General features: G+C 60.2%; 20 protein-coding genes and 3 pseudogenes. 14 read left to right on the top strand and 9 right to left on the bottom strand.

Annotated elements, in window-relative coordinates; translation table 11 throughout:
• Window positions 1-78: 78 nt before the first annotated feature.
• Window positions 79-459, bottom strand: a complete 381-nt coding sequence (locus HX868_RS16320; protein WP_071496370.1) for a lysozyme inhibitor LprI family protein — start codon at window positions 457-459, stop codon at window positions 79-81.
• Window positions 460-707: 248 nt separating this feature from the next.
• Here HX868_RS16320 and HX868_RS16315 point away from each other — a divergent pair, with 248 nt between their 5' ends.
• Genes HX868_RS16315 through HX868_RS16300 form a run of 4 tightly spaced genes read left to right on the top strand, consistent with a single transcriptional unit; the run spans window position 708 to window position 4,793 of the window.
• Window positions 708-2,057 (top strand): GntT/GntP/DsdX family permease, encoded by a 1,350-nt coding sequence (locus HX868_RS16315; protein WP_038842258.1) that lies wholly within the window; start codon window positions 708-710, stop codon window positions 2,055-2,057.
• A 12-nt stretch (window positions 2,058-2,069) separates the two neighbouring features.
• On the top strand, window positions 2,070-2,930 hold the full coding sequence (locus tag HX868_RS16310) for a MurR/RpiR family transcriptional regulator (protein WP_177003563.1): 861 nt from the start codon (window positions 2,070-2,072) through the stop codon (window positions 2,928-2,930).
• Between the two features lies 1 nt (window position 2,931).
• On the top strand, window positions 2,932-4,395 hold the full coding sequence (locus HX868_RS16305; protein ID WP_177003562.1) for an N-acyl-D-amino-acid deacylase family protein: 1,464 nt from the start codon (window positions 2,932-2,934) through the stop codon (window positions 4,393-4,395).
• 29 nt (window positions 4,396-4,424) lie between these two features.
• Window positions 4,425-4,793: a glyoxalase superfamily protein gene (locus HX868_RS16300; RefSeq protein ID WP_177003561.1), complete on the top strand. Its 369-nt coding sequence runs from the start codon at window positions 4,425-4,427 to the stop codon at window positions 4,791-4,793.
• Between the two features lie 648 nt (window positions 4,794-5,441).
• On the opposite strand, the pseudogene HX868_RS31235 reads toward HX868_RS16300, so the two are convergent.
• The 5 genes and pseudogenes from HX868_RS31235 to HX868_RS16280 all read right to left on the bottom strand — a co-directional run.
• Window positions 5,442-6,035 (bottom strand): annotated as a pseudogene (locus HX868_RS31235) (methyl-accepting chemotaxis protein); the annotation flags it as partial.
• A gap of 261 nt (window positions 6,036-6,296) precedes the next feature.
• Window positions 6,297-7,361: pseudogene (locus tag HX868_RS31230) on the bottom strand (methyl-accepting chemotaxis protein); the annotation flags it as partial.
• A 169-nt stretch (window positions 7,362-7,530) separates the two neighbouring features.
• The gene (locus tag HX868_RS16290) at window positions 7,531-9,360 is read right to left on the bottom strand and encodes a CocE/NonD family hydrolase (RefSeq protein WP_177003560.1); all 1,830 of its coding nucleotides are present in this window, start codon (window positions 9,358-9,360) and stop codon (window positions 7,531-7,533) included.
• A 34-nt stretch (window positions 9,361-9,394) separates the two neighbouring features.
• On the bottom strand, window positions 9,395-10,822 hold the full coding sequence (locus tag HX868_RS16285; RefSeq protein WP_177003559.1) for a YfcC family protein: 1,428 nt from the start codon (window positions 10,820-10,822) through the stop codon (window positions 9,395-9,397).
• A gap of 107 nt (window positions 10,823-10,929) precedes the next feature.
• Window positions 10,930-11,826, bottom strand: a complete 897-nt coding sequence (locus HX868_RS16280; RefSeq protein ID WP_177003558.1) for a LysR substrate-binding domain-containing protein — start codon at window positions 11,824-11,826, stop codon at window positions 10,930-10,932.
• Between the two features lie 184 nt (window positions 11,827-12,010).
• Between HX868_RS16280 and HX868_RS16275 the strand changes: the two genes are divergently transcribed.
• From HX868_RS16275 to HX868_RS30795, 3 genes and pseudogenes are all read left to right on the top strand, one after another.
• Entirely contained in the window at window positions 12,011-13,234 is a 1,224-nt protein-coding gene (locus tag HX868_RS16275; protein ID WP_177003557.1) for an OprD family porin, read from the top strand.
• Between the two features lie 105 nt (window positions 13,235-13,339).
• A complete protein-coding gene (gene bamJ / locus HX868_RS16270) occupies window positions 13,340-13,957 on the top strand; it encodes a BamJ family beta-barrel-assembly machinery protein (RefSeq protein ID WP_016976188.1) in 618 nt (205 codons plus the stop codon).
• Window positions 13,958-13,988: 31 nt separating this feature from the next.
• Window positions 13,989-14,090, top strand: a pseudogene (locus tag HX868_RS30795) (outer membrane lipoprotein carrier protein LolA); the annotation flags it as partial.
• Between the two features lie 2 nt (window positions 14,091-14,092).
• On the opposite strand, the gene HX868_RS16265 reads toward HX868_RS30795, so the two are convergent.
• From HX868_RS16265 to HX868_RS16255, 3 genes are all read right to left on the bottom strand, one after another.
• Window positions 14,093-14,350 (bottom strand): PA4570 family protein, encoded by a 258-nt coding sequence (locus HX868_RS16265; RefSeq protein WP_003194088.1) that lies wholly within the window; start codon window positions 14,348-14,350, stop codon window positions 14,093-14,095.
• Between the two features lie 162 nt (window positions 14,351-14,512).
• On the bottom strand, window positions 14,513-14,854 hold the full coding sequence (locus HX868_RS16260; RefSeq protein ID WP_027617845.1) for a zinc ribbon domain-containing protein YjdM: 342 nt from the start codon (window positions 14,852-14,854) through the stop codon (window positions 14,513-14,515).
• Window positions 14,855-14,970: 116 nt separating this feature from the next.
• On the bottom strand, window positions 14,971-15,939 hold the full coding sequence (locus HX868_RS16255; RefSeq protein ID WP_057724030.1) for a polyprenyl synthetase family protein: 969 nt from the start codon (window positions 15,937-15,939) through the stop codon (window positions 14,971-14,973).
• Between the two features lie 239 nt (window positions 15,940-16,178).
• On the opposite strand from HX868_RS16255, the gene rplU reads away from it, so the two are divergent.
• From rplU to HX868_RS16220, 7 genes are all read left to right on the top strand, one after another.
• Window positions 16,179-16,493 (top strand): 50S ribosomal protein L21, encoded by a 315-nt coding sequence (gene rplU, locus HX868_RS16250; protein ID WP_007950961.1) that lies wholly within the window; start codon window positions 16,179-16,181, stop codon window positions 16,491-16,493.
• Window positions 16,494-16,527: 34 nt separating this feature from the next.
• On the top strand, window positions 16,528-16,785 hold the full coding sequence (gene rpmA, locus HX868_RS16245; protein ID WP_003176049.1) for a 50S ribosomal protein L27: 258 nt from the start codon (window positions 16,528-16,530) through the stop codon (window positions 16,783-16,785).
• 193 nt (window positions 16,786-16,978) lie between these two features.
• A complete protein-coding gene (gene cgtA, locus HX868_RS16240) occupies window positions 16,979-18,202 on the top strand; it encodes an Obg family GTPase CgtA (protein WP_016976186.1) in 1,224 nt (407 codons plus the stop codon).
• Between the two features lie 111 nt (window positions 18,203-18,313).
• Window positions 18,314-19,432 carry a glutamate 5-kinase gene (gene proB, locus HX868_RS16235; protein ID WP_025999729.1) on the top strand — a complete coding sequence of 373 codons (1,119 nt, stop codon included), beginning with the start codon at window positions 18,314-18,316 and terminating at the stop codon, window positions 19,430-19,432.
• Window positions 19,433-19,447: 15 nt separating this feature from the next.
• Window positions 19,448-19,912 carry a CreA family protein gene (locus HX868_RS16230; RefSeq protein WP_015885841.1) on the top strand — a complete coding sequence of 155 codons (465 nt, stop codon included), beginning with the start codon at window positions 19,448-19,450 and terminating at the stop codon, window positions 19,910-19,912.
• 101 nt (window positions 19,913-20,013) lie between these two features.
• Window positions 20,014-20,496 (top strand): glutathione peroxidase, encoded by a 483-nt coding sequence (locus HX868_RS16225; protein WP_177003556.1) that lies wholly within the window; start codon window positions 20,014-20,016, stop codon window positions 20,494-20,496.
• Between the two features lie 221 nt (window positions 20,497-20,717).
• Entirely contained in the window at window positions 20,718-21,821 is a 1,104-nt protein-coding gene (locus HX868_RS16220; RefSeq protein ID WP_177003555.1) for an NADH:flavin oxidoreductase, read from the top strand.
• Window positions 21,822-22,030 lie beyond the last annotated feature (209 nt).

Below are 22,030 nucleotides of genomic sequence, written 5' to 3'. Positions count from 1 at the left end.
CATGCACTCAGGTCACCCGCGTTATCGTTGACGATTTTCGCGAGCAAGCTCGCTCCTACAGGGGGAGGGGGCCATTCCTTACGGCCCGACCAGGTCTTCCAGCTCCTGGGCGCGGGTCTGGGTCATGTCCAGCAGGCAAGCGGAGCCGTTGACCTGGTCGATGGTGCCACCGGTGGCGGAGCCGGCGAAGCCGCAATTGGCATCACGGTATTTTATCCACAGGCGCTGCACGTCTTGCAGTTGCTGCTTGCGCGCACCTTCCTGTGCGGCGAGGGCGGTCTTGTAGGCTTTGTTCAGGCGCGTGTCCTGCACCTTGGCTTCCTTGGCGTTGCAATTGACCATGTCTGCGGTCGTGTTGGCGCTGTCCATGCATTTTTTCAACGCCGCGTTATCGGCGGCCGACGCAGTGCCGCACAGGGCGAGAAGCAGGGCGCTGGCGGCGAGGGAGGTGCGAATCATGGTCGATTTTCCTGGGCATGAGGGGAGGCGCATTCTATGACTCGATGGCGGCGTTTGAGTTTCCGGCATCCTCTGATCTTCATGTAAGAACACCCCCCGAATTTTCATAGGCGACCGTTGGGCATATCCCAACGCGACAGCGCTTATCTGTGGGCGAAAATTATTTTCATAAAAATTGAAAATACTCCTCGGTAATGATTTATGAGTTTCACAACCAATTCGACGTGACCCTTTCCGAGGAGTACCGCATGGCCGCATCACCGGGCTTCGGGCTATTGGCATACGCTGCCATCGCCATCATTGCTTTGATCGTGCTGATTGCACGTTATCGGCTCAACCCGTTTATCGTCATCACCCTGGTGTCCATTGGCCTGGCGCTGATGGCCGGGATGCCGGCAGACACCATCATGGGCTCGTATGAAGCGGGCGTCGGCAAGACCTTGGGGCATATCGCCCTGGTCGTGGCGCTGGGCACCATGCTCGGCAAGATGATGGCCGAGTCTGGCGGCGCCGAGCAGGTGGCGCGCACGTTGATCAACCGCTTTGGCGAGCGCAATGCGCACTGGGCCATGGTGTGCATCGCCTTCCTGGTGGGGCTGCCGCTGTTTTTCGAGGTCGGTTTTGTGTTGCTGGTGCCGATTGCCTTTACCGTGGCGCGGCGGGTGGGCGTGTCGATCCTGATGGTCGGTTTGCCGATGGTCGCCGGCCTGTCGGTGGTGCATGCGCTGGTGCCACCGCACCCGGCGGCGATGATGGCAGTGCTGGCGTACAACGCATCGGTGGGGCAGACCGTGCTCTACGCCATCCTGATTGGTATCCCGACGGCAATCATCGCAGGTCCCGTCTACGCCAAATTCATCGTGCCGCGTATCCATCTGCCGGCGGAAAACCCGCTGGAACGCCAGTTCATTGACCGCGAACCGCGTACCCGCTTGCCGAGTTTTGCGCTGACCATGGGCACCATCCTGTTGCCGGTGGTGCTGATGATGATCGGCGGTTGGGCCAACGTGATTTCCACGCCGGGCACCGGTTTCAATCAGTTCCTGTTGTTTATCGGTAACTCGGTGATCGCGCTGTTGGTGGCGACCCTTGTCAGCTTCTGGACCTTGGGTATCGCCCAAGGCTTCAACCGCGAGTCGATCCTAAAGTTCACCAATGAATGCCTGGCGCCGACCGCGAGCATCACCTTGCTGGTGGGGGCGGGCGGCGGTTTGAATCGCATCCTGGTGGATGCGGGTGTGACCAACGAGATTCTGGGTTTAGCCCATGCTTTCCACCTGTCGCCGTTGGTGATGGGCTGGCTGTTTGCTGCGCTGATGCGTATTGCCACGGGCTCGGCCACCGTCGCCATGACCACCGCGTCCGGTGTGGTGGCGCCGGTTGCGATGGGCCTGGGTTATCCACACCCCGAATTGCTGGTGCTGGCCACTGGTGCGGGTTCGGTGATCTTTTCCCACGTGAACGACGGCGGCTTCTGGCTGATCAAGGAATACTTCAATATGACGGTGATCCAGACCTTCAAGACCTGGACCGTGTTGGAGACTCTGATATCGGTGGTCGCCTTCGGTCTTACGTATGGTCTGTCCTGCATCTTGTAACCCGGAGCCCCCATGGACATCCTCTACCAGATCCGCGCCCGCCTGGACTCCTTCAGCGCCGGCGAAGGGCGTATCGCCAAGCTGATGCTCGATGACGTGGGCTTTGCCGCGTCGGCCAGCTTGGAAGCGTTGTCCCAGCGGGCTGAGGTCAGCACGGCCACCTTGTCGCGCTTCGCGCGCAGTGTGGGTTGCCGGGATCTGCGGGATTTGCGTCTGCAATTAGCCCAGGCCAGTGGCGTCGGCAGTCGCTTCCTCGACCCTGCGGGGTTGCCGGAGCAGTCGGCGTTTCATCGGCAGATTCTGGGGGATATCGAAGGGACCTTGCGTCAGCACTTGTCGGGGTTCAACCAGGCGAGTTTCGTCGATGCGGTCAACCTGCTGGGCAAGGCGCGGATGATCCATGCGTTCGGCATGGGCGGCCCGTCGAGCCTGTGCAGCGACGAGTTGCAGGTACGCCTGGTACGCCTGGGTTATCCGATTGCCGCCTGCCATGACCCGGTGATGATGCGTGTTACGGCGGCGACGCTGGGGCCCGAGCATGCGCTGATTGTGTGCTCCCTGACCGGCCTCACGCCTGAGCTGCTCGACGTAGTGACCCTGGCGCGTAACTACGACGCGCGCATCGTCGCCATCACCCTGGCAGATTCGCCCTTGGCGCAGTTGGCCGATGTGTTGTTGCCGCTGCAACCGGCCGAAACCAGTTTTATTTACAAGCCCACCGCGGCGCGCTACGGAATGCTGCTGGCCATCGACTTGCTCGCCACCGAGCTGGCCTTGGCCCTGCCGGACGACAACCAGGAACGCCTGCGCCGGATCAAGCTGGCCCTGGACGATTATCGCGGCGGCCCCGACAGCCTGCCGCTTGGAGACTGATATGAAGTACGACACGCTGATTCGCCAGGCGCTGATCATTGATGGCAGCAACACCCCCGGCTACGTCGCGGATGTGGGGCTGCGCGACGGGCGCATCGAGACGATCGGCGATTTGTCGACGGCGGTGGCCGAGCATGAAATCGAGGCGTGCGGACGTGTGCTGGCGCCGGGATTTATCGACGTGCATACCCATGACGATACGGTGGTGATCCGCCATCCGCAGATGCTGCCCAAACTGAGCCAGGGTGTGACCACGGTGATTGTCGGCAACTGTGGCATCAGCGCGTCGCCGGTGACGTTGCGCAGTGATCCGCCGGATCCGATGAACCTGCTGGGCAGCGTTTCGGCGTTCGTTTATCCGCGTTTCAGTGACTATCGTGCGGCGGTCGAAAAGGCTCACCCGGCGGTCAACGTCGCCGCGTTGATCGGCCATACGGCGCTGCGCAGCAACCATATGGATGACCTGCACCGCACTGCCTCAGCGGATGAAATTGCCGCCATGCGCGCGCAGTTGCAAGAGAGTCTCGAAGACGGTGCCCTCGGTTTATCCACAGGCTTGGCCTACGCCAGCGCGTTCAACGCCGAGACCGATGAAGTGCTGCAACTGAGTGAGGCACTCACCGCGTTCGGTGCGGTGTACACCACCCATTTGCGCAGCGAATTCGAGCCGGTGCTGGAGGCGATGGACGAGGCGTTCCTGATCGGCCGGCATGCCAAGGCACCGGTGATCATTTCCCACCTCAAATGTGCCGGCGCTGGTAATTGGGGGCGTAGTCCGCAGCTATTGGCGTCGCTGGAACTGGCGGCGAAAACCCACCCGGTGGGCTGTGATTGCTATCCCTATGCGGCGAGTTCTTCGACCCTGGACCTCAAGCAGGTGACTGACGCCTTTCGGATCACCATTACCTGGTCGACGCCGCATCCGGAAATGGGCGGGCGTGATTTGCAGGATATCGCCGCTGAGTGGGATGTTTCGCTGATGGACGCAGCCCGTCGGCTACAACCGGCAGGCGCTGTGTACTACGGAATGGATGAGGCGGATGTGCGACGGATCCTGGCGCATCCGTTGTCGATGGTCGGCTCGGATGGGTTGCCTGAAGACCCCTTCCCGCATCCGCGTTTGTGGGGCGCGTTTCCACGGGTGTTGGGGCATTTCAGCCGGGATGTCGGATTGTTTCCGCTGCACACTGCCGTGCACAAAATGACAGGGTTGTCGGCGGCGCGGTTTGGTTTGTCTGAGCGGGGTGAAATCCGCGAAGGGCACTGGGCCGACCTGGTGTTGTTCGACCCGTTGCGCGTGCGCGATGTGGCGGACTTCAAGGAGCCGCAACGCGCGGCCGAGGGCATTGATGGGGTGTGGGTCAACGGCGTGTTGAGCTATAGCGACGGGCAGGCGAACGGTCAGCGGCAGGGTCGGTTCCTGGCGCGCAGCGGGGATTTGCGTCGGGGTTTTTCGCCTCTATAGTGGGCGCTCATTTAAACGGAGCGGTTGCCATGCACTTAGGAAAAGTCATCCCCATCCTGCGGATTTTCGACGAGGCCAAGGCGTTGGAATTCTATGTCGATTTTTTGGGGTTCAAGGTGGATTGGCAGCATCGTTTCGAGGCCAATTTTCCGTTGTACCTGCAGGTGTCTTTGGGGGACTGCGTACTGCACTTATCCGAGCATCATGGTGATGCCTCGCCGGGCGCGGCGGTGCGGATTCAGGCTCAGGGTGTGGACGCTTACCAGCAGCAATTGGTAGGCAAGGATTACCGGTATGCCAAGCCTGGGGTTGAGGAAACGCCTTGGGGATCGCGGGAGATGAGCATCAAGGATCCGTTTGGGAATCGGCTGGTGTTTGTTGAGGATGGCGAGGGCTGAGGGGTAAATCGCAGGCAATAAAAAACCGCCTTAGTAGGGCGGTTTTTTTTGCAAACCCAGTTAGTGGCTGGGGTTGCGATCTCAAAAGACGCATCGACCCGCAGGTGAATACTACCGCCGCTCACGTCATCACGCAAAACGGAAGGATAGTTGGCATGGAGCGCTTTCGGCATTCTTTTCTGGCGTGATTCGACTGCAAAAGCTTGCAATGAATCTATCGATCAATACTGGATATTTGACCACTCTTTGAAACACCTTCAACGGGGATGTTGGTTAGGATCTTCCCCGTTCTACGTTGGTCGCTTTTGGGTGGGCTGGGTCTGCGTGCGAATTCTGGACTGACCGCCACGGGCTAGTAATCCGTGCCGGATTGATGCGGAAGGACCATTAGCCCGGCCACCTCAAAGGACGCATTGACCCGCGTCCGAAGGCTCACGTGTTCCGGTAAGTGCGCTGGAGGTAAGGCCCAACTCACGGAGGGCCGAGTATGTCTAAGTTTGCCTGTGGCGAGGGAGCTTGCTCCCGTTGGGCTGCGTAGCAGCCCCGAAGCATTCACCGTGTTCTCAACTTCAAATCTGCATCAAGTTGATTAGGGCCGCTTCGCGGCCCAACGGGAGCAAGCTCCCTCGCCACAGTGATTGCGGTTTGTTAAACCCGGAAATGACTGACCATCTGCTGCAACTGGCTACCCAACCGCGCCAGTTCAACACTCGACTTGGCGGTCTCGTCACTTGCCGTAGCGGTCTGCTCCGACACATCCCGCACATTCACAATGCTGCGGCTGATCTCTTCAGCCACGGCGCTTTGCTGCTCGGCGGCGGCGGCAATTTGCTGGTTCATCGACTGGATATTCGACACCGTACGGGTGATGTTCTCCAGTGACACACCGGCCTTGCGCGTCAGCTCGACACTGCTGTCAGTGAGGCTGCGGCTGTTGTTCATCACGTTGGCCACTTGTTGGGTGCCGTTCTGCAAACCGGCGACCAGGCCTTCGATTTCCTCGGTGGATTTTTGCGTGCGCTGGGCCAGGCCGCGCACTTCGTCGGCGACCACGGCAAACCCACGCCCGGCTTCACCCGCCCGTGCGGCTTCGATCGCCGCATTGAGGGCCAGCAGGTTGGTCTGTTCGGCGACGGCTTTGATCACGTCCATCACGCTGCCGATCTTGTTGCTCTCTTGTTGCAGGTGGGTCATGGCGTCAGTGGAACGTGCCACTTCAGCGGCCAGACGCTCGATCTGGGCGATGGCTTCAGCCACCACCTTGTCGCCTGCGCGGGCTTGGCCGTCGGCATCGGCGGCGGCCAGGGAAGCCTGCTCTGCGTTGCGCGCCACTTCCTGCACGGTGGCAGTCATTTCGTGCATCGCCGTGGCGACCTGGTCGGTCTCGATCTTCTGGCTGTTCACACCGGCGCTGGTCTGCTCGGTCACGGCCGACAGTTCTTCAGCAGCGCTGGCGATCTGGGTCACGCCGTCACGAATACCGCTGATCAATTCACGCAAGGTCGTGCCCATGCGCTGGATGCCTTGTTGCAGCACGCCCAGTTCATCGCGACGAGTGACCTGAATGTTGTGGCTCAAGTCGCCGGAGGCAATGCGCTCCACCACCGCCAGGGTTTCCTGGATCGGGCGGGTGATCTGGCGGGTGATAACCCATGCGGCAATGACGCCCACCAGCAACGCCAGCAAGGTGCTGATCAGTTGCAGGCTGCGGGCCTGGGCGCTTTCGGCGTCGCGGCGGGTCAGCTGGATTTCATACAGTTTGTCGCTGATCGTGACGATATCAGCGCCCTGGGTGGTCATTTCGGCACGGGCGGTGACGATGTTGGCGTTGGCTGCCTTGTAGTTCTGCACAGCGCTGCGATAGGCGCCCAGGGCGGTTTCCAATGCGGTCAGCGCGCTTTGCTGGCTGGCGCCAAAGGCGGCGCTAAGGTCTTTCAAGCCGGCAATGGCTTTTTCAATCTGTGCGGCAGCGCGGGCTTCTGTCTCTGGGCTGACGTTACCGGTGTAGCCACGCACTTCGTAGCGAGCCAACTGGAATTGCATCTTGGCATCGGCCACCGCCTGGAACTGAGCCAGGTGCTCCGAGCTGTCAGGCATTTGCTTCACGCTGGTTTCCAATGCGTTGATCTGCGCATTGGCGATATCCGCCTTGTCGCCCATCACCTGGCGAGAGGCGTTGCCGTTTCGGTAGGCCTCACGCATTTTGTTCAGCGATTGCTGGTAAGCGGTGATGATGGATTTCTGCTCGTTGAGCAGCTTGAGATTCTCCGGGCTCTTGAAGCTGTCCAGCAGTTTCTGTTGTTGGGCGGCGAAGGCATCCAGGTTGGTTTGTACGTTCTGGGCCACGGCTTCGTCGCCATTGGCGAGCATGTATTGCAGGCGCACGATGCGTAGTTTGGTCAGCGACGCATTCAGCTGGGTGATGTCGCTCATCCAGTTGCTGCGGTCGATCAGGCCGCCCAGGCTGGTCCAGCCGGTGAGGGCCAGGATCGAGGTGAGGACCAGCACCAGGCCGAAGCCCAGGCCCAGTTTGAGGTTGACGCTGATGTTGCCGAACCAGCTATTCATCGAATGCTCCGCAAAAGTGATGTCTGTCTGCTGGACGGTATTGTTGTTTGAGCCAGCCAAGGTGTAGCGCTATATCGGCGGCATGGCGTGAATCTGAAATGCTTTTGTTCTGTGGGGCGACGAAGGGTCGCCAAGGCGGTGCAGCCATGGCGACCGATATCAGTGTTTGTCAGACCGGTAAGTGCGCCGTGGGCACCACCGTCAGCCTGAGGCAGGAGGCCGCATCGCGGCTCAGGTGCACGGTATTGCGCGCGACCTGAGGCTGGCGGGCCTGGCCTGAGGGTTCGCCGCTGTTGGGGTTGACGTCAAAGCGCGGGAAGTTGCTGCTGGCGATGTCCAAGCGCAGTCGATGGCCACGCTTGAACCGATTGCACGTGGCAAAAGGTTCGATCAGCACCCTGACTCGTTCACCCGGGGTCAAAGGGGTGGGGTGCTTCCAGTCGTCGCGATAGCGGCAGCGGCGGATGCCGTCGGTGATGTTCATCGCAAAACCGTCGGGGTAATCGGCGCTGGGCGGGTACACGTCCACCAGTTTGGCGGTGAAGTCGGTGTCGGGCGCGTCACTGTCGATCCACAGTTCGATCTGCACGTCACCCGCGACGATCAGGTCGTCGTCGAGGGGGGCCGTTTGAAAACTCAGTACGTCTCCACGCTGGGACAGGGCGCTATTGTCACCCTGGGTGCCAAAAAAATCGGCACGTTCGCGTTGGTCGAAAGCACCGCCCACAAAAACCGGACCGCCGGAAGTCAGGGCGCCGCCGAGGGTCGGGACTGGGTTGGCGGGGTCGGCAAGGTAACTCAAATGGGCGTCTGGTTCGTCCGGTGCGGTACGGCTCAATTGGCCCTGTGCATTGAGGTACAGGGTCATTGCCTGGCTGCCCGGCAAGGGCCATTGTGCCGACTGAATCCAGCGCCCGCCGTGCTGCAGGCGGCCGTTGTGGTCGCGCGTGCCGCTGCCTCCGCCCATCAGAAACACCTGCACGCGCGCCTGCGCCCGAGGCGATGGCTTGAGGGATTGTTCGAACCAGGCCAGGCGACAGCCCAGCCAGTCTTCATCGACCTGGCCATCGAATGCGGCGTCAGGCCCGAATTCCACTTCGCCGCTGTGGCTGATATTGCGATCGCCATGCAGCCATGGGCCCATGACCAACCGCTGGGGCGCGGTACCGTTCTGGTTGAAGGCACGGTAGTTGGCCAGGGTTGAACTGACATAAGCGTCGTACCAACTGGACATGAACAGCACCGGAATATCAGGCAGTTGCGGGTAATGGCCTTCGGCGTACAGGCCGACCTTCTGCCAGTACTCACTGAAATCGCCCTGGGCCCACTGCTCCAGCAGATAGGCTTCGTATTCCGGAACATGGCGCAAGGGCGACTGGCCGGGCTGCCACGGCATGCGCGTAAACCACTGATGAATATCCTCCTGCTCCAGCGCTTCGCGAATGGCGGGATTGGCCAGGGCCGTGGGGCTTTCCTTGGCCTGGCGAAAAGCCCAGGTGGCCTGCTTGAGTTCGAAGGCACCGCCCTGGCGAATCCCGCATTGGTAAGCGTTGGCGAAACCGCCGCTGTCCAGCACCATGCTGCTCAACCCAGGCGGGTGCAGGCAGGCCATTGCCAACTGTGTGTGGGCTGCGTAGGACAGGCCCATGCTGCCGATCTTGCCGTTGCACCAGGGCTGGCGGACGATCCAGGCCAGGGTGTCGAAACCATCCTCGCCCTCGGCGATGTATTTGGTGAACACGCCTTCGGAGGCATAGCGCCCACGGCAGTCCTGGAAGATCGCGACAAACCCTTGCGCGGTAAACCGTGCGGCCATCTGCTCCCGTGAGAGGTGCTGGCCGTCGAGCTGTTTTTCCGAGCGCGAAGGTTTGCACTTGTCGTAGGGCGTGCGTTCGATCACCACTGGAAAGGGACCTTCACCGGTGGCTGGCAAGTAGATGTCGGTGGCCAACCGGACGCCGTCGCGCATCGGGATCATTTGGTCGTACAGGGTTTGCATGGCTAAAACATTTCCTTGGAAAACGCTCATCGGTTCAGTACCCGCTGGTGACCGCAATGGCCAATAACACCATGGCCAGCACGGCATAAATCAAGAACAACGGCAGGATGAAGCGCGCCCATTGACCCCAGCCGACATTGGCGGTGGCCAGTAACACCAGCAAGCCGCTGGAGGTCGGGGTGATCATGTTGGTCAGGCCGTTGCCCATCAGAAAGGCAAATACGGTGGTCTGCGGGCTGACGCCGGACAGTTGGCCCAGCGGGCCGAAGATCGGCATGGTCACGGCGGCCTGGCCGGAAGTAGAGGGGATCAGTACATCCAACCCCAACTGCGCGAAGAACATGCCGTAGGCCGAAACGATCGGGCCGTGGTCACCGACCAGGTTGGCCAGGCTGTTGACGATGGTATCCAGTACCTGGCCGGTGCTGAGGATGATTTCTACCGCAGTGGCCAAACCGATCAGCACGCCGGCAATCAGCACTTTCTTCATGCCGTCGACAAAGGCACTCGCGGCGACGCTTGCGCCCAGCCCGGCGATAACGCTGAAGGCCACGGTCAGCAACAGGTAGAACGCCGACAGCTCATGGTATTTCCAGCCCCAGCGGTTGGAGGCGTACACCAGGAAACCGATTCCCGTCAGCAGTACGACCAGGTTGATCAGGTGGCGCATGGGCAAGGGTTTGCGTTCGAATGTGATCTGCGCGCTGGCATCAAAACCGTGCCGGCGGATGCTCCACAGCACAAAGGCAATCCCCACCAACAGGAAGGTCCCGTAGGCCAGGACGCGCATACTCAAACCACTGAATATCGGCAACCCGACCATGGGCTGGGCGACCGACAATGCCACCGGATTAGAGATCGACGCCAGGTAGCCGATCTTCACCGAGATGGTGACGATGGCCAGCCCGATCAGGTTCGACAGCCCCAGCCGATTGGCCATGGCGACCATCAGCGGCACAATCAGGATAAATTCCTTGGCCAGCCCCATGAAAGTACTGCCTGCAGAAAACACCAGCATCAGGCTCGGTACCAGCACGTAGATATTGCCGCGAGTCAGCCCCAGCAAGCGTTCCAACCCTGCATCGATCACGCCGGCCTTGTTCAGCACACCGAACATGCCACCAATGAACAGCACCATGAAAATCAGCGCCGCACGTTTCTCGATGCCTTGGGGAATTGCCATGAAGCCCTCTACCAGCGATACCGGGCGGGCTACGGTGTCGCCGGCTTTGCGCGGTTCCAGTGCGAACAACTGGCCAAGAGAATCGTGTTTCTCCAGCACCTGGTAGGAGCCCGGCACCACCAGGCCATTCTGGCGCTGAAACTGCCCTGAGTTCACCGCGTAGGTGAACGCGATAGCGAGCAAGACGATGCTCAGCAGGATGATGGCGGGGTTGATCTGTTTGCGTTGCGTGGTGTTGTCCACCGCCGCGTGGGTAGGAATGCTCTGCGATTCGCTCATGCTGGTAGCCCCGGCGTGCGCCGTTGTTGTTGTAGGGGGGACGCTTGTGGGGCGGACACTAGGGCAAAGCTTTTGCGACGACAACGTTATGCGTACGGTGGGTTGGGCTATGCGTTTTGTGCAGCCAAGCGCTGCTTGAGGTGCTCGGCAAACGCGATCACGACCTGTGACCTGGGCTCATTGGCGCGAAAGGCCAGGCCGAATGTGTATGGCAGCACAGGGCGAAAGGGACGGGTGACAATCGGCAAGTGTCGGAAGTGGCTGGCCAGCAACCCATTGACGATCGATACCCCGAGGCCTTCGGCGACAAAGCTGCAGGCGGCGCCTACCGAGTGCACCTCTACCCGTACCTGGGGGGTAAGGTTGGCGGCGCGAAAAACCTGGTTCAGCTCCGCCCGCAGCGCCCGTTGCCGGCCCAGCATCACCAGGGGAACGTCACGCAGGTGCTGCACTTCGATGCACGCATGCCGGGTCAGGGGGTGGCCGGCCGGCATGACGCACACACCTTCGGTGTGCAGCACCGGCTCGATGTCGAAGTCAGGGATCTCGGTCGGCAGGCGCACAAAGCCCAGGTCGGCGGAACGGTCCAGCACGGCGCGCTCGATCATGTCGTAGGAGCCGGTCAGCAACTCGACGACGGTGTCTTCATGGTGCTTGAGAAACTCTGCGACGATCTGCGGCAACAGTTCCTGGGTCATGCTGGTGGGCACCCCGACCTTGAGCAGGCTCTTGCGCGAGCGACCTACGCGCATTTCATCGGCCAGGCGCTGGATACGCTGCATGCCGTCCACCAGCCCGGCGACCTCGGTCAGCAATTCCTCGGCTTCCGGCGTAGCCATCAGGCGGCCTTTTTTACGCAGAAACAACGCGAAACCCAACGTGTCCTCCAGTTGGCTCAGCAAGCGGCTGACCGCCGATTGCGAGAGGCCCATACGCGTCGCTGCGCCGATGGTCGAACCGGTGGCCATGATCGCTTTGAAGGCTTCGAGTTGCTTGAGATTCACCGTGTTTTTCCTGTCCGTGGCGAGGGCGGGCGCTGCTTCACGCATAGCCTGATGCGCATCTCGCATAACGTTGTGGGGCTGTGGAGGAGCCGTTAGTGTCCGCCCCAATGCGCCATCGCGTCCAGCCTGTCGCACGGTGCAACTGCCCATAAAAAATCGACAATACGGCATTGAGGGAAACGTAATGCGTGAGCTTTTCACAAGGGGAGGAGTGGTCTGTGCGGGGGTGTTGGCGAGCGTGTCGCCAACGCTGATGGCTCAGGGGTTTTGGGAGGATTCCCATGGGCGTCTGACCTTGCGCAATTTCTACTTCAACGACGGTTATCGGGATGGCGGCGAAGACCGTAAGGAGTGGGCGCAGGGTTTTCTGCTCAACCTTCAATCGGGATACACCGAAGGCGCTGTAGGGTTTGGCCTGGATGCCCTGGGGTTGGCGGGGCTACGCCTCGACTCCAGCCCGACCCATGCCGGAACAGGCTTGTTGCCTGTACACGATGACGGTCACGCTGCCAGTGAGTTCTCCAGCCTGGGCGTTACCGCCAAGTTACGCTGGGGCGAGGCAGTGGTGAAAACCGGCACGCTGCTGCCGAAGATTCCAGTGTTGGTGCACAACGATGGCCGCCTGTTGCCGCAGACTTTCCAAGGCACCCAGGTGGAGTACAAGGGTATTCAGGATTTGTACCTGCATGTCGGGCACTTGGATAAATTCAAGCAGCGTAACTCCACCGACAGTGTGGATATTTATCCCCAGGGCTACAGCGGCAAAAAGGGCAGTGACTTTGATTTTGCCGGTGCAACGTACGCCTTCACGCCGACACTCAGTGGTACTTGGTATTACGGCGAAATGCGCGAGTTCTATCGCCAGCAGTTCTTCGGGCTTGTGCATAAACAACCGCTGGGCAGTGGCACGTTGACCAGCGACCTGCGCTACTTCATCAGCAGCGACGCGGGCGAAGCACGCAATGGGGTTGTGGACAGTGACATGTTCAGCGGTCTGTTTACCTACCGCTTGGGTGCACAGGCGCTCGGCGTTGGTTACCAGAAGGTCAGTGGTGACACAGCACTGCCTTATGCCAGTGTCTCGACGGTGTATTCCTTCAGTAATGCAGGTGTAGGCAAATTCATCCAAGCGGGTGAGCAAACCTGGATGCTGCGCTACGACTATGATTTTGCCGCAGTACTCCCAGGCCTGAGTTTCATGACCCGTTATTACAAAGGCGAAAACGGTGATTACAAGGGGCGCGAGGCGCGGGAGTGGGAATCGGACACCAATCTGCGTTACGTGATCCAGGACAGCACCCTCAAAGGCCTGGGGGTGGAGGTGCGCAAGGCAACCTATCGCTCGACCTATGCCAGTGACCGCGACAACTATCGGCTCTACCTGACTTACGAGCTGGCACTGTGGTAGGCGGGTCGGGGGGCTGATCAGAGGCCGGTCTTGTGTGCTAGTCTGCGGGCCCTTTTAGTTTTGGATTGCGCGGGAAACCGCGTTGTCCTACAGCGGAGCCTCTTCATGTCCGAAGTTAATCTGTCCACCGACGAAACCCGCGTCAGCTACGGTATCGGCCGTCAGTTGGGCGACCAACTGCGCGACAACCCGCCACCGGGCGTGAGCCTGGACGCGATCCTGGCTGGCCTGACCGACGCTTTCGCCGGCCAACCAAGCCGTGTGGATCAAGAGCAAATGGCCGCCAGCTTCAAAGTGATCCGCGAAGTCATGCAAGCCGAAGCGGCTGCCAAGGCTGAAGCGGCTGCTGGCGCTGGCCTGGCTTTCCTGGCTGAAAACGCCAAGCGCGATGGCATCACCACTCTGGCCTCCGGCCTGCAATTCGAAGTGTTGACCGCAGGTGACGGCGCCAAGCCGACCCGTGAAGACCAAGTGCGCACTCACTACCACGGTACCCTGATTGACGGCACTGTGTTCGACAGTTCCTACGAGCGCGGCCAGCCTGCAGAATTCCCGGTGGGCGGCGTGATCGCCGGCTGGACCGAAGCCCTGCAACTGATGAATGCCGGCAGCAAATGGCGCTTGTACGTGCCGAGTGAACTGGCTTACGGCGCTCAAGGCGTTGGCAGCATCCCGCCGCACAGCGTTTTGGTGTTCGACGTCGAGCTGCTCGACGTTCTGTAAGACCTGTTTTTGATTACCTGTAGGAGCGAGCTTGCTCGCGAAAAACGTCAACGATAACGCAGCGTGTAGGGTGTGGCGCGGCGGTTTCAAGTTCTTCGCGAGCAAGCTCGCTCCTACAGTGTTTTGCGTGGTCGCTCATGGATGGAACTTGCCATTCAGTTCCGTCGCCGGGCGCAACGCTCGGGCATAGCAGAACAGAAACAGATTGCGCACCACTTCCTTCAACACGCCAGGTTCGCTCGAACTCAGCCCATTGACGTCCAGGTCGCCCTGGTCTTGCAGTTCATTCAGCGCTTCTTCTTCCAGCACCGCACAGACTTCACCGGTTTCCCGATGCAGGATCCGCAGGTAAGGGTGTGGGCGGTCCAGCCAGGCATCTATCAAATAAGTCATGGGTCTCATCTCCTTGATGGATTTCAATGAGAATAATTCTTATTCATAGAATAGCAAGTGCCTATTGGCGGTTTCTGGGTTTTTCTGTGTGGATATTGCGCGGGATCAAACGGGAGGGCAAAACGCCATCCCGCGGCGGGCGCGGGATGGGGGGCAGCATATTCAGACTTTGCGCACGAACTCGGACTTGAGCTTCATCGGGCCAATACCGTCGATCTTGCAGTCGATATCGTGGTCGCCATCGCACAGGCGGATGTTCTTGACCTTGGTGCCGACCTTCACGACCAGGGAAGTGCCCTTGACCTTGAGGTCCTTGATCACGGTGATGGTGTCGCCGTCCTGCAGCACATTGCCGACGGAGTCTTTCTTCACGGTTTCGTCGCTGGCTGCTTCGGCCTCGCCATTGGCGGACCACTCATGGGCGCATTCCGGGCAGATCAGCTGGGCGCCGTCTTCGTAGGTGTATTCGGAATTGCATTTCGGGCAGGGTGGCAACGTGCTCACTAAGGCTCCTTGAGAGTCAGGATGGCTAAAGGGCGCACATTATATAGGGTTTTGCAGTCTTACAGGTTGTGTGAAATCTAAATGTGGGAGGGGGCCCTCCCACATAGGCCCGCGTTTTAGTGAGTGCGCGCGACCGCGAACTCACTCAGCTCGACCAGGGCGTCGCGGTATTCGCTGGCGGGAAGGGCTTCCAGGCATTTGATTGCACGGGCCACGTAGTCACGCGCGAGTTGGGCGGTGTACTCCAGCGAACCCGAGGCTTCCACGGCGGCGCGGATGGCCTCCAGGTCTTCGATCCCGCCTTTCTGGATCGCCTTGCGCACCAGGGCGGCCTGTTCCGGCGTGCCTTCGCGCATGGTGTAGATCAGCGGCAGGGTCGGCTTGCCTTCGGCCAGGTCATCACCGACGTTCTTGCCCAGGGTTTCAGCGTCGCCCTTGTAGTCGAGCAGGTCGTCGACCAGTTGGAAGGCTACGCCCAGGTGGTCACCAAAGGTGCGCAGTGCTTCGGCCTGTTCGGCCGTTGCGCCGCACAGCGCAGCGGCGCTGTGGGTGGAGGCTTCGAAGAGCATCGCGGTTTTGCCGCGAATCACTTCCATGTAGGTTTCTTCGGTGGTGCTGGCGTCACGGACCTTCGACAACTGCAACACTTCGCCTTCGGCGATGATGCGGGTGGCCTGTGAAAGAATCTTCATCACCGGCATCGAGCCGAGTTCAACCATCATTTCGAACGAGCGCGAGTACAGGAAGTCGCCCACCAGCACGCTTGGGGCGTTGCCCCACATGGCATTGGCGGTCTCGCGACCACGGCGCATGCCGGACATGTCGACCACGTCGTCATGCAGCAGGGTGGCGGTGTGCAGGAATTCGATCGTGGCTGCGAGCAGGCGCAGGTCATCGCCTTCGCGACCCAGGGCCTTGCCGCACAGCAGCACTAATAAAGGACGCAGGCGCTTACCGCCCGCCGACGTAATATAGTCGCCAATTTTGGAGACCAGCGGCACTTTAGAAGTCAGCTGCTGCTTGATGATGCCGTCGACGGCGCTAAAATCGTCCGCGACCGCGCGGTAGAAAGCTTGGGGTTGCATCAGCGACAGTCGCTCCAGAAGGGTTGCGCGGCATGCTAGGACCCAGGCCCCCCAGTGTCAAGGCGCGATAGACGGCCCCTTGCAACACCTCTTTACCTTGCGTACAATCGCGCACCCTGAACTTCCTGGGCAGCACCTGCCTTACGCAATTGCATTCGGGACGTCCATCCCATGCAGCCATGCCAGCCAATACCTCTTCTTATAAAGCGCTGGGTGAGCAGGATTATCGGAGAAATACCATGTCGTACGCAGTAATTGTTACTGGTGGCAAGCAATACAAAGTCGCCCCAGGTGAATACCTGAAGATCGAAAAACTGGAAGTCGCTACCGGCGAATCCGTTACTTTTGATCGCGTTCTGTTGGTCGCCAATGGCGATGACGTGAACATCGGCGCTCCAGTTGTTGCTGGCGCTACCGTTGTGGCTGAAGTGATCTCCCAAGGTCGTCACGATAAAGTCCGCATCATCAAGTTCCGTCGTCGTAAGCACCACATGAAGCGTATGGGCCACCGCCAGTGGTACACCGAGATCAAAATCACCGGTATTCAGGCTTAATTTCAGCCTAATTCCTCACTAGGAGAATTGACTCATGGCACACAAAAAAGCTGGTGGTAGTACCCGTAACGGTCGCGACTCAGAAGCCAAACGCCTTGGCGTGAAGATGTATGGCGGCCAGAAAATCATTCCGGGCAACATCATCGTGCGTCAGCGCGGCACCCAATTCCACGCCGGTTACGGTGTAGGCATGGGTAAAGATCACACCCTCTTCGCGAAAATCGAAGGCGTGATCAAGTTTGAAGTAAAAGGCGCGTTCAACCGCCGTTACGTGAGCGTTGTCGCAGCTTAATTGCGAGATCGCTGGAAAAGCCCTGTCTTGCGACGGGGCTTTTTCGTTTGTGGGGTGAGTCTCTTGCAAAGCTGTTTGTAATGGGCTCAGGCGCTGGTTCTGCGGTCGCTGATTGAGGTCGCTGCGCTCATTTTTGCAAGAGTCTTATGTCTTGGTTTCTTAAGCTCGTCCGTGCGGCGAGAGGCGTTTTGTTATGAAGTTCGTTGATGAAGTTTCCATCCGAGTAAAAGCAGGCGACGGCGGTAACGGTTGCATGAGTTTCCGTCGCGAAAAATTCATCGAAAACGGTGGCCCCAACGGCGGTGACGGCGGTGACGGCGGTTCCATCTACATGATGGCCGACGAAAACCTCAACACCCTGGTCGACTACCGTTACACCCGGCACTTCGATGCCGAGCGTGGCTCCAACGGCGGCAGCACCGACTGCACCGGTAAAAAAGGCGAAGACCTGGTACTGCGCGTACCGGTCGGTACCACGATTATCGATTCTGCGACCCAGGAAGTGATCGGCGACCTGACCAAGGCCGGCCAGAAGCTGATGGTTGTGCAGGGCGGCTGGCACGGCCTGGGTAACACCCGATTCAAGTCCAGTACCAACCGTGCGCCACGCCAGACCACACCAGGCAAGCCGGGCGAGCAGCGTGACCTCAAGCTGGAAATGAAAGTGCTCGCTGACGTGGGCCTGCTGGGCCTACCAAACGCTGGTAAAAGTACCTTCATCCGCTCGGTCTCGGCCGCCAAGCCGAAAGTCGCCGACTACCCGTTCACCACCCTGGTGCCAAACCTGGGCGTGGTCAGCGTCGACCGTTGGAAAAGCTTCGTGATCGCCGACATTCCCGGCCTGATCGAAGGTGCTTCCGACGGCGCCGGTCTGGGGATTCGCTTCCTCAAGCACTTGTCGCGTACCCGTTTGCTGCTGCACCTCGTCGACATGGCGCCGCTGGATGACACCAGCGCACCAGACGCCGCCGAAGTGATCGTCAGCGAACTGACCAAGTTCAGCCCGGCCCTGGCCGAGCGTGATCGCTGGTTGGTGCTGAACAAGTGCGACCAGATCCTGGAAGAAGAGCACGAAGAGCGCGTCAAGGAAATCGTTGACCGCCTGGAGTGGGAAGGTCCGGTCTACGTGATCTCGGCCATCGCCAAAGAAGGCACCGAGCGCTTGACCCGCGACATCATGCGCTACCTCGAAGACCGTGCCGACCGCCTGGCGGCCGATCCGGTGTTCAAGGCCGAACTGGCTGAGCTCGATCAACAGATCGAAGACGAAGCCCGTGCCCAGCTGCAAGCCCTGGACGACCAGCGTGCCCTGCGCCGCAGCGGCGTGAAGTCGGTCCATGACATCGGTGACGACGATTGGGACGAAGAAGACGTGGATGATGAAGACGGTCCTGAAATCATTTACGTGCGCGACTGATTCGTTGCGATAAACTTGAACGCCGCTCCTGTTAGAGCGGCGTTTTAGTATCCGGGTTTAACGTTATGGGCCGCGCTGGGTCGCGCAGCCCTCAATCTAAGGTTGAAGATGATGCGGAGCAAAGTGACAGGTGCGCAGCGCTGGGTCGTAAAGATCGGCAGTGCGTTGCTGACGGCGGATGGCAAGGGGCTCGATCGCGCAGCCATGAGCGTCTGGGTCGAGCAGATGGTGGCCTTGCATGAGGCCGGTGTTGAATTGGTGCTGGTATCGTCCGGGGCGGTTGCCGCCGGGATGAGCCGCCTCGGCTGGACCGCGCGACCCAGCGCGATGCACGAACTGCAAGCCGCCGCCGCCATCGGCCAGATGGGCCTGGTGCAAGCCTGGGAATCCAGCTTTGCCGAGCACGGCCGCCACACGGCGCAGATCCTGCTGACCCACGACGACCTGTCCGACCGCAAGCGCTACCTCAACGCCCGCAGCACCTTGCGCGCGCTGGTGGAGCTGAAAGTCATCCCGGTGATCAACGAAAACGACACTGTGGTCACCGACGAAATCCGTTTTGGCGACAACGACACCTTGGCCGCCCTGGTGGCCAACCTGGTGGAAGCCGACCTGCTGGTGATCCTCACCGACCGCGACGGCATGTTCGACGCCGACCCGCGCAACAACCCCGAAGCCCAGCTTATTTATGAGGCTCGCGCCGATGACCCGGCGTTGGACGCCGTGGCCGGCAGTGTCGGCGGCGCCCTGGGCCGCGGCGGCATGCAGACCAAGCTGCGTGCAGCACGCCTGGCGGCGCGTTCCGGCGCCCACACCATCATCATTGGCGGGCGCATCGAGCGCGTGCTGGACCGGCTCAAGGCGGGCGAGCGCATCGGTACGCTGTTGTCGCCGGAACGCGGCATGCTTGCGGCGCGCAAACAATGGCTGGCCGGTCATCTGCAAACCCGTGGCACCCTGGTGCTGGACGATGGCGCCGTATCGGCGTTGTCCCAAGGCAACAAGAGCCTGCTGCCGGTCGGCGTCAAGTTGGTGCAGGGCAGCTTCCGCCGGGGCGAGATGGTGGTGTGCGTGGCGCCGGACGGTCGTGAGATTGCCCGTGGTCTGGCCAACTACAGCGCCCTCGAAGCCCAGAAAATTATTGGACAATCCTCCGATGCGATTGTCGGACTATTGGGTTACATGGCGGAGCCGGAACTGGTTCACCGCGACAACCTGATCCTGGTTTAACCAAAGGAATACACCATGCGTGTCATGAAGGGATTGCTCGGCCTGCTGTTGGCCATGCCACTGTTGGCCTCGGCTGAAGAAATCGGTCAGGTGTCGACGGTGTTCAAGTTTGTCGGCCCCAACGACCGGATCGTGGTTGAAGCCTTCGATGACCCCAAGGTCGACGGCGTAACCTGCTACCTGTCTCGCGCCAAGACCGGCGGTGTCAAAGGCGGCCTTGGCCTGGCCGAAGACCGCGCCGAAGCCTCGATTGCCTGCCGTCAGGTCGGTCCGATCCGCTTCAAGGGCGAGCTCAAGGACGGCGACGAAGTGTTCAAGGAACGCACCTCGTTGGTGTTCAAGACCATGCAGGTGGTGCGCTTCCTCGACAAGAAGCGCAACACCCTGGTTTACCTGGTGTACAGCGACCGCCTGATCGAAGGCAGCCCGCAAAACGCCGTGACCGCCATTCCGATTTTGCCCTGGCCGACCGCTCAGTAACCCGAAGGCGGGTTTTGCAATCGGCGTCTATGATTGCAGGCTTGCGGGTTGTAATCTCGACGTGCCGCAATGCGAAGAACATGGGATATCTGGAGTTCGTCATGAGTGCTTTCCACGACCTGAAACTCAAAGCTTTGGACGGACAAGAGCTACCGCTGGCGCCCTTCAAGGGGCAAGTTGTGCTGGTGGTCAACGTGGCCTCCAAATGTGGTTTGACCCCGCAATACGCCGCGCTGGAGAACCTCTACCAGCAGTACAAGGACCAGAAGTTTACCGTGCTTGGCCTGCCGTGCAATCAGTTTGCCGGTCAGGAACCGGGCACCGAGGAGGAAATCCAGGAGTTCTGTAGCCTGAATTACGGGGTGACTTTCCCGTTGGGCAGCAAACTTGAGGTCAACGGGCCTGATCGTCATCAGTTGTACCGCTTGCTGGCGGGGGAGGGGGCCGAGTTTCCTGGGGACATCACCTGGAACTTCGAGAAGTTCCTGCTGGGCAAGGATGGGCGGGTGCTCGCACGCTTTTCCCCACGTACTGCGCCGGATGATCCGACGATCGTCCAGGCCATCGAAAAAGCCCTGAGCTGAACCCTTCCCCTTGTAGGAGCGAGCTTGCTCGCGAAAAACCTGAGAGCGCTACGTTCACCCAGAATGTCCCGCGTTATCGTTGGCGATTTTCGCGAGCAAGCTCGCTCCTACAGTGATCAAGGCGCTTTTACCCTTTAATCACTCAGATCAATAGTGCTGTTCAGCCCTGCACGAGCCCCATATTATCCACGTCATAAACCCGCCTTACGTGGAGTACACCCATGCCTGTCCAAGCCTTGTTCAAACCTTTCCAGCTCGGTGCTCTGCAACTGTCCACCCGTGTGGTCATGGCACCGATGACCCGTTCGTTCTCCCCAGGCGGCATCCCCAACTCCAAGGTCATCGAATACTACCGTCGCCGCGCCGCTGCCGGTGTGGGCCTGATCATCACCGAGGGCACCGTGGTCGGCCACCAGGCCTCCAACGGTTACCCCAACGTCCCGCATTTCTACGGTGAAGCCGCCCTGGCCGGCTGGAAGAAAGTCGTCGACGCGGTGCACGCCGAAGGCGGCAAGATCGTCCCGCAACTGTGGCATGTGGGCAGCGTGCGCCGCATCGGCACCGAGCCGGATGCCAGCGTGCCGGCCTACGGGCCGATGGAAAAGCTCAAGGACGGCAACGTGGTCGTGCACGGCATGACCCATCAAGACATCAAGGCGGTGATCAACGCCTTCGCCCAAGCCGCCAAAGATGCCCAGAGCATCGGCATGGACGGCGTTGAGATCCACGGCGCCCACGGCTACCTGGTCGATCAGTTCTTCTGGGAAGGCAGCAACCAGCGTACCGACGAGTACGGCGGCAGCCTTGCCAACCGCTCGCGCTTTGCCATCGAACTGATCCAGGCCACCCGCGCCGCCGTCGGCCCGGACTTTCCGATCATCTTCCGTTTCTCCCAATGGAAGCAGCAGGATTACACCGCGCGTCTGGTGCAAACCCCTGAGGCGCTGGGCGAGTTTCTCAAGCCGTTATCTGACGCGGGCGTGGATATTTTTCACTGCTCCACGCGCCGTTTCTGGGAGCCTGAATTCGAAGGGGCTGATCTCAATCTGGCCGGCTGGACGCGTCAGCTCACCGGCAAGCCGACCATCACCGTGGGCAGCGTTGGCCTGGATGGCGAGTTCCTGCAGTTTATGGTTAACACCGACAAGGTTGCGCAACCTGCCAGCCTGGAGAAACTGCTGGAGCGCTTGAACAATGACGAGTTCGACCTGGTCGCCGTGGGCCGTGCGCTGTTGGTGGACCCGGACTGGGCGGTGAAGGTGCGCGAAGGTCGCGAGGGCGACATCTTTCCGTTCAGCCGAGAGGCCCTGATGACGCTGGTTTGAAGTAAATGCCGATGCAGGTTCGCGGTATTTGACGGGGGCTGGATAGGGATATCCAGTCCCCGTTTGGCTTCAGGTCATTGCTGACGCCAAGGTCTGTAGTTTTTAACAGTCATTCTCGTTTTGTATGTGCGGACGATTTTGGTGTCGTGGCGAGTATCCGTTGTAAGAAGTGGTCTGGTAGTCCGGGCGGTTGGGTTGCGGACGGTTCC

Origin of the sequence: Pseudomonas reactans (assembly GCF_013385825.1) — a bacterium.
In the GTDB taxonomy this organism is placed as follows: domain Bacteria; phylum Pseudomonadota; class Gammaproteobacteria; order Pseudomonadales; family Pseudomonadaceae; genus Aquipseudomonas; species Aquipseudomonas reactans.
Note: the sequence above shows the minus strand (reverse complement) of the source record. Positions and strands in the feature narration are given on the sequence as shown.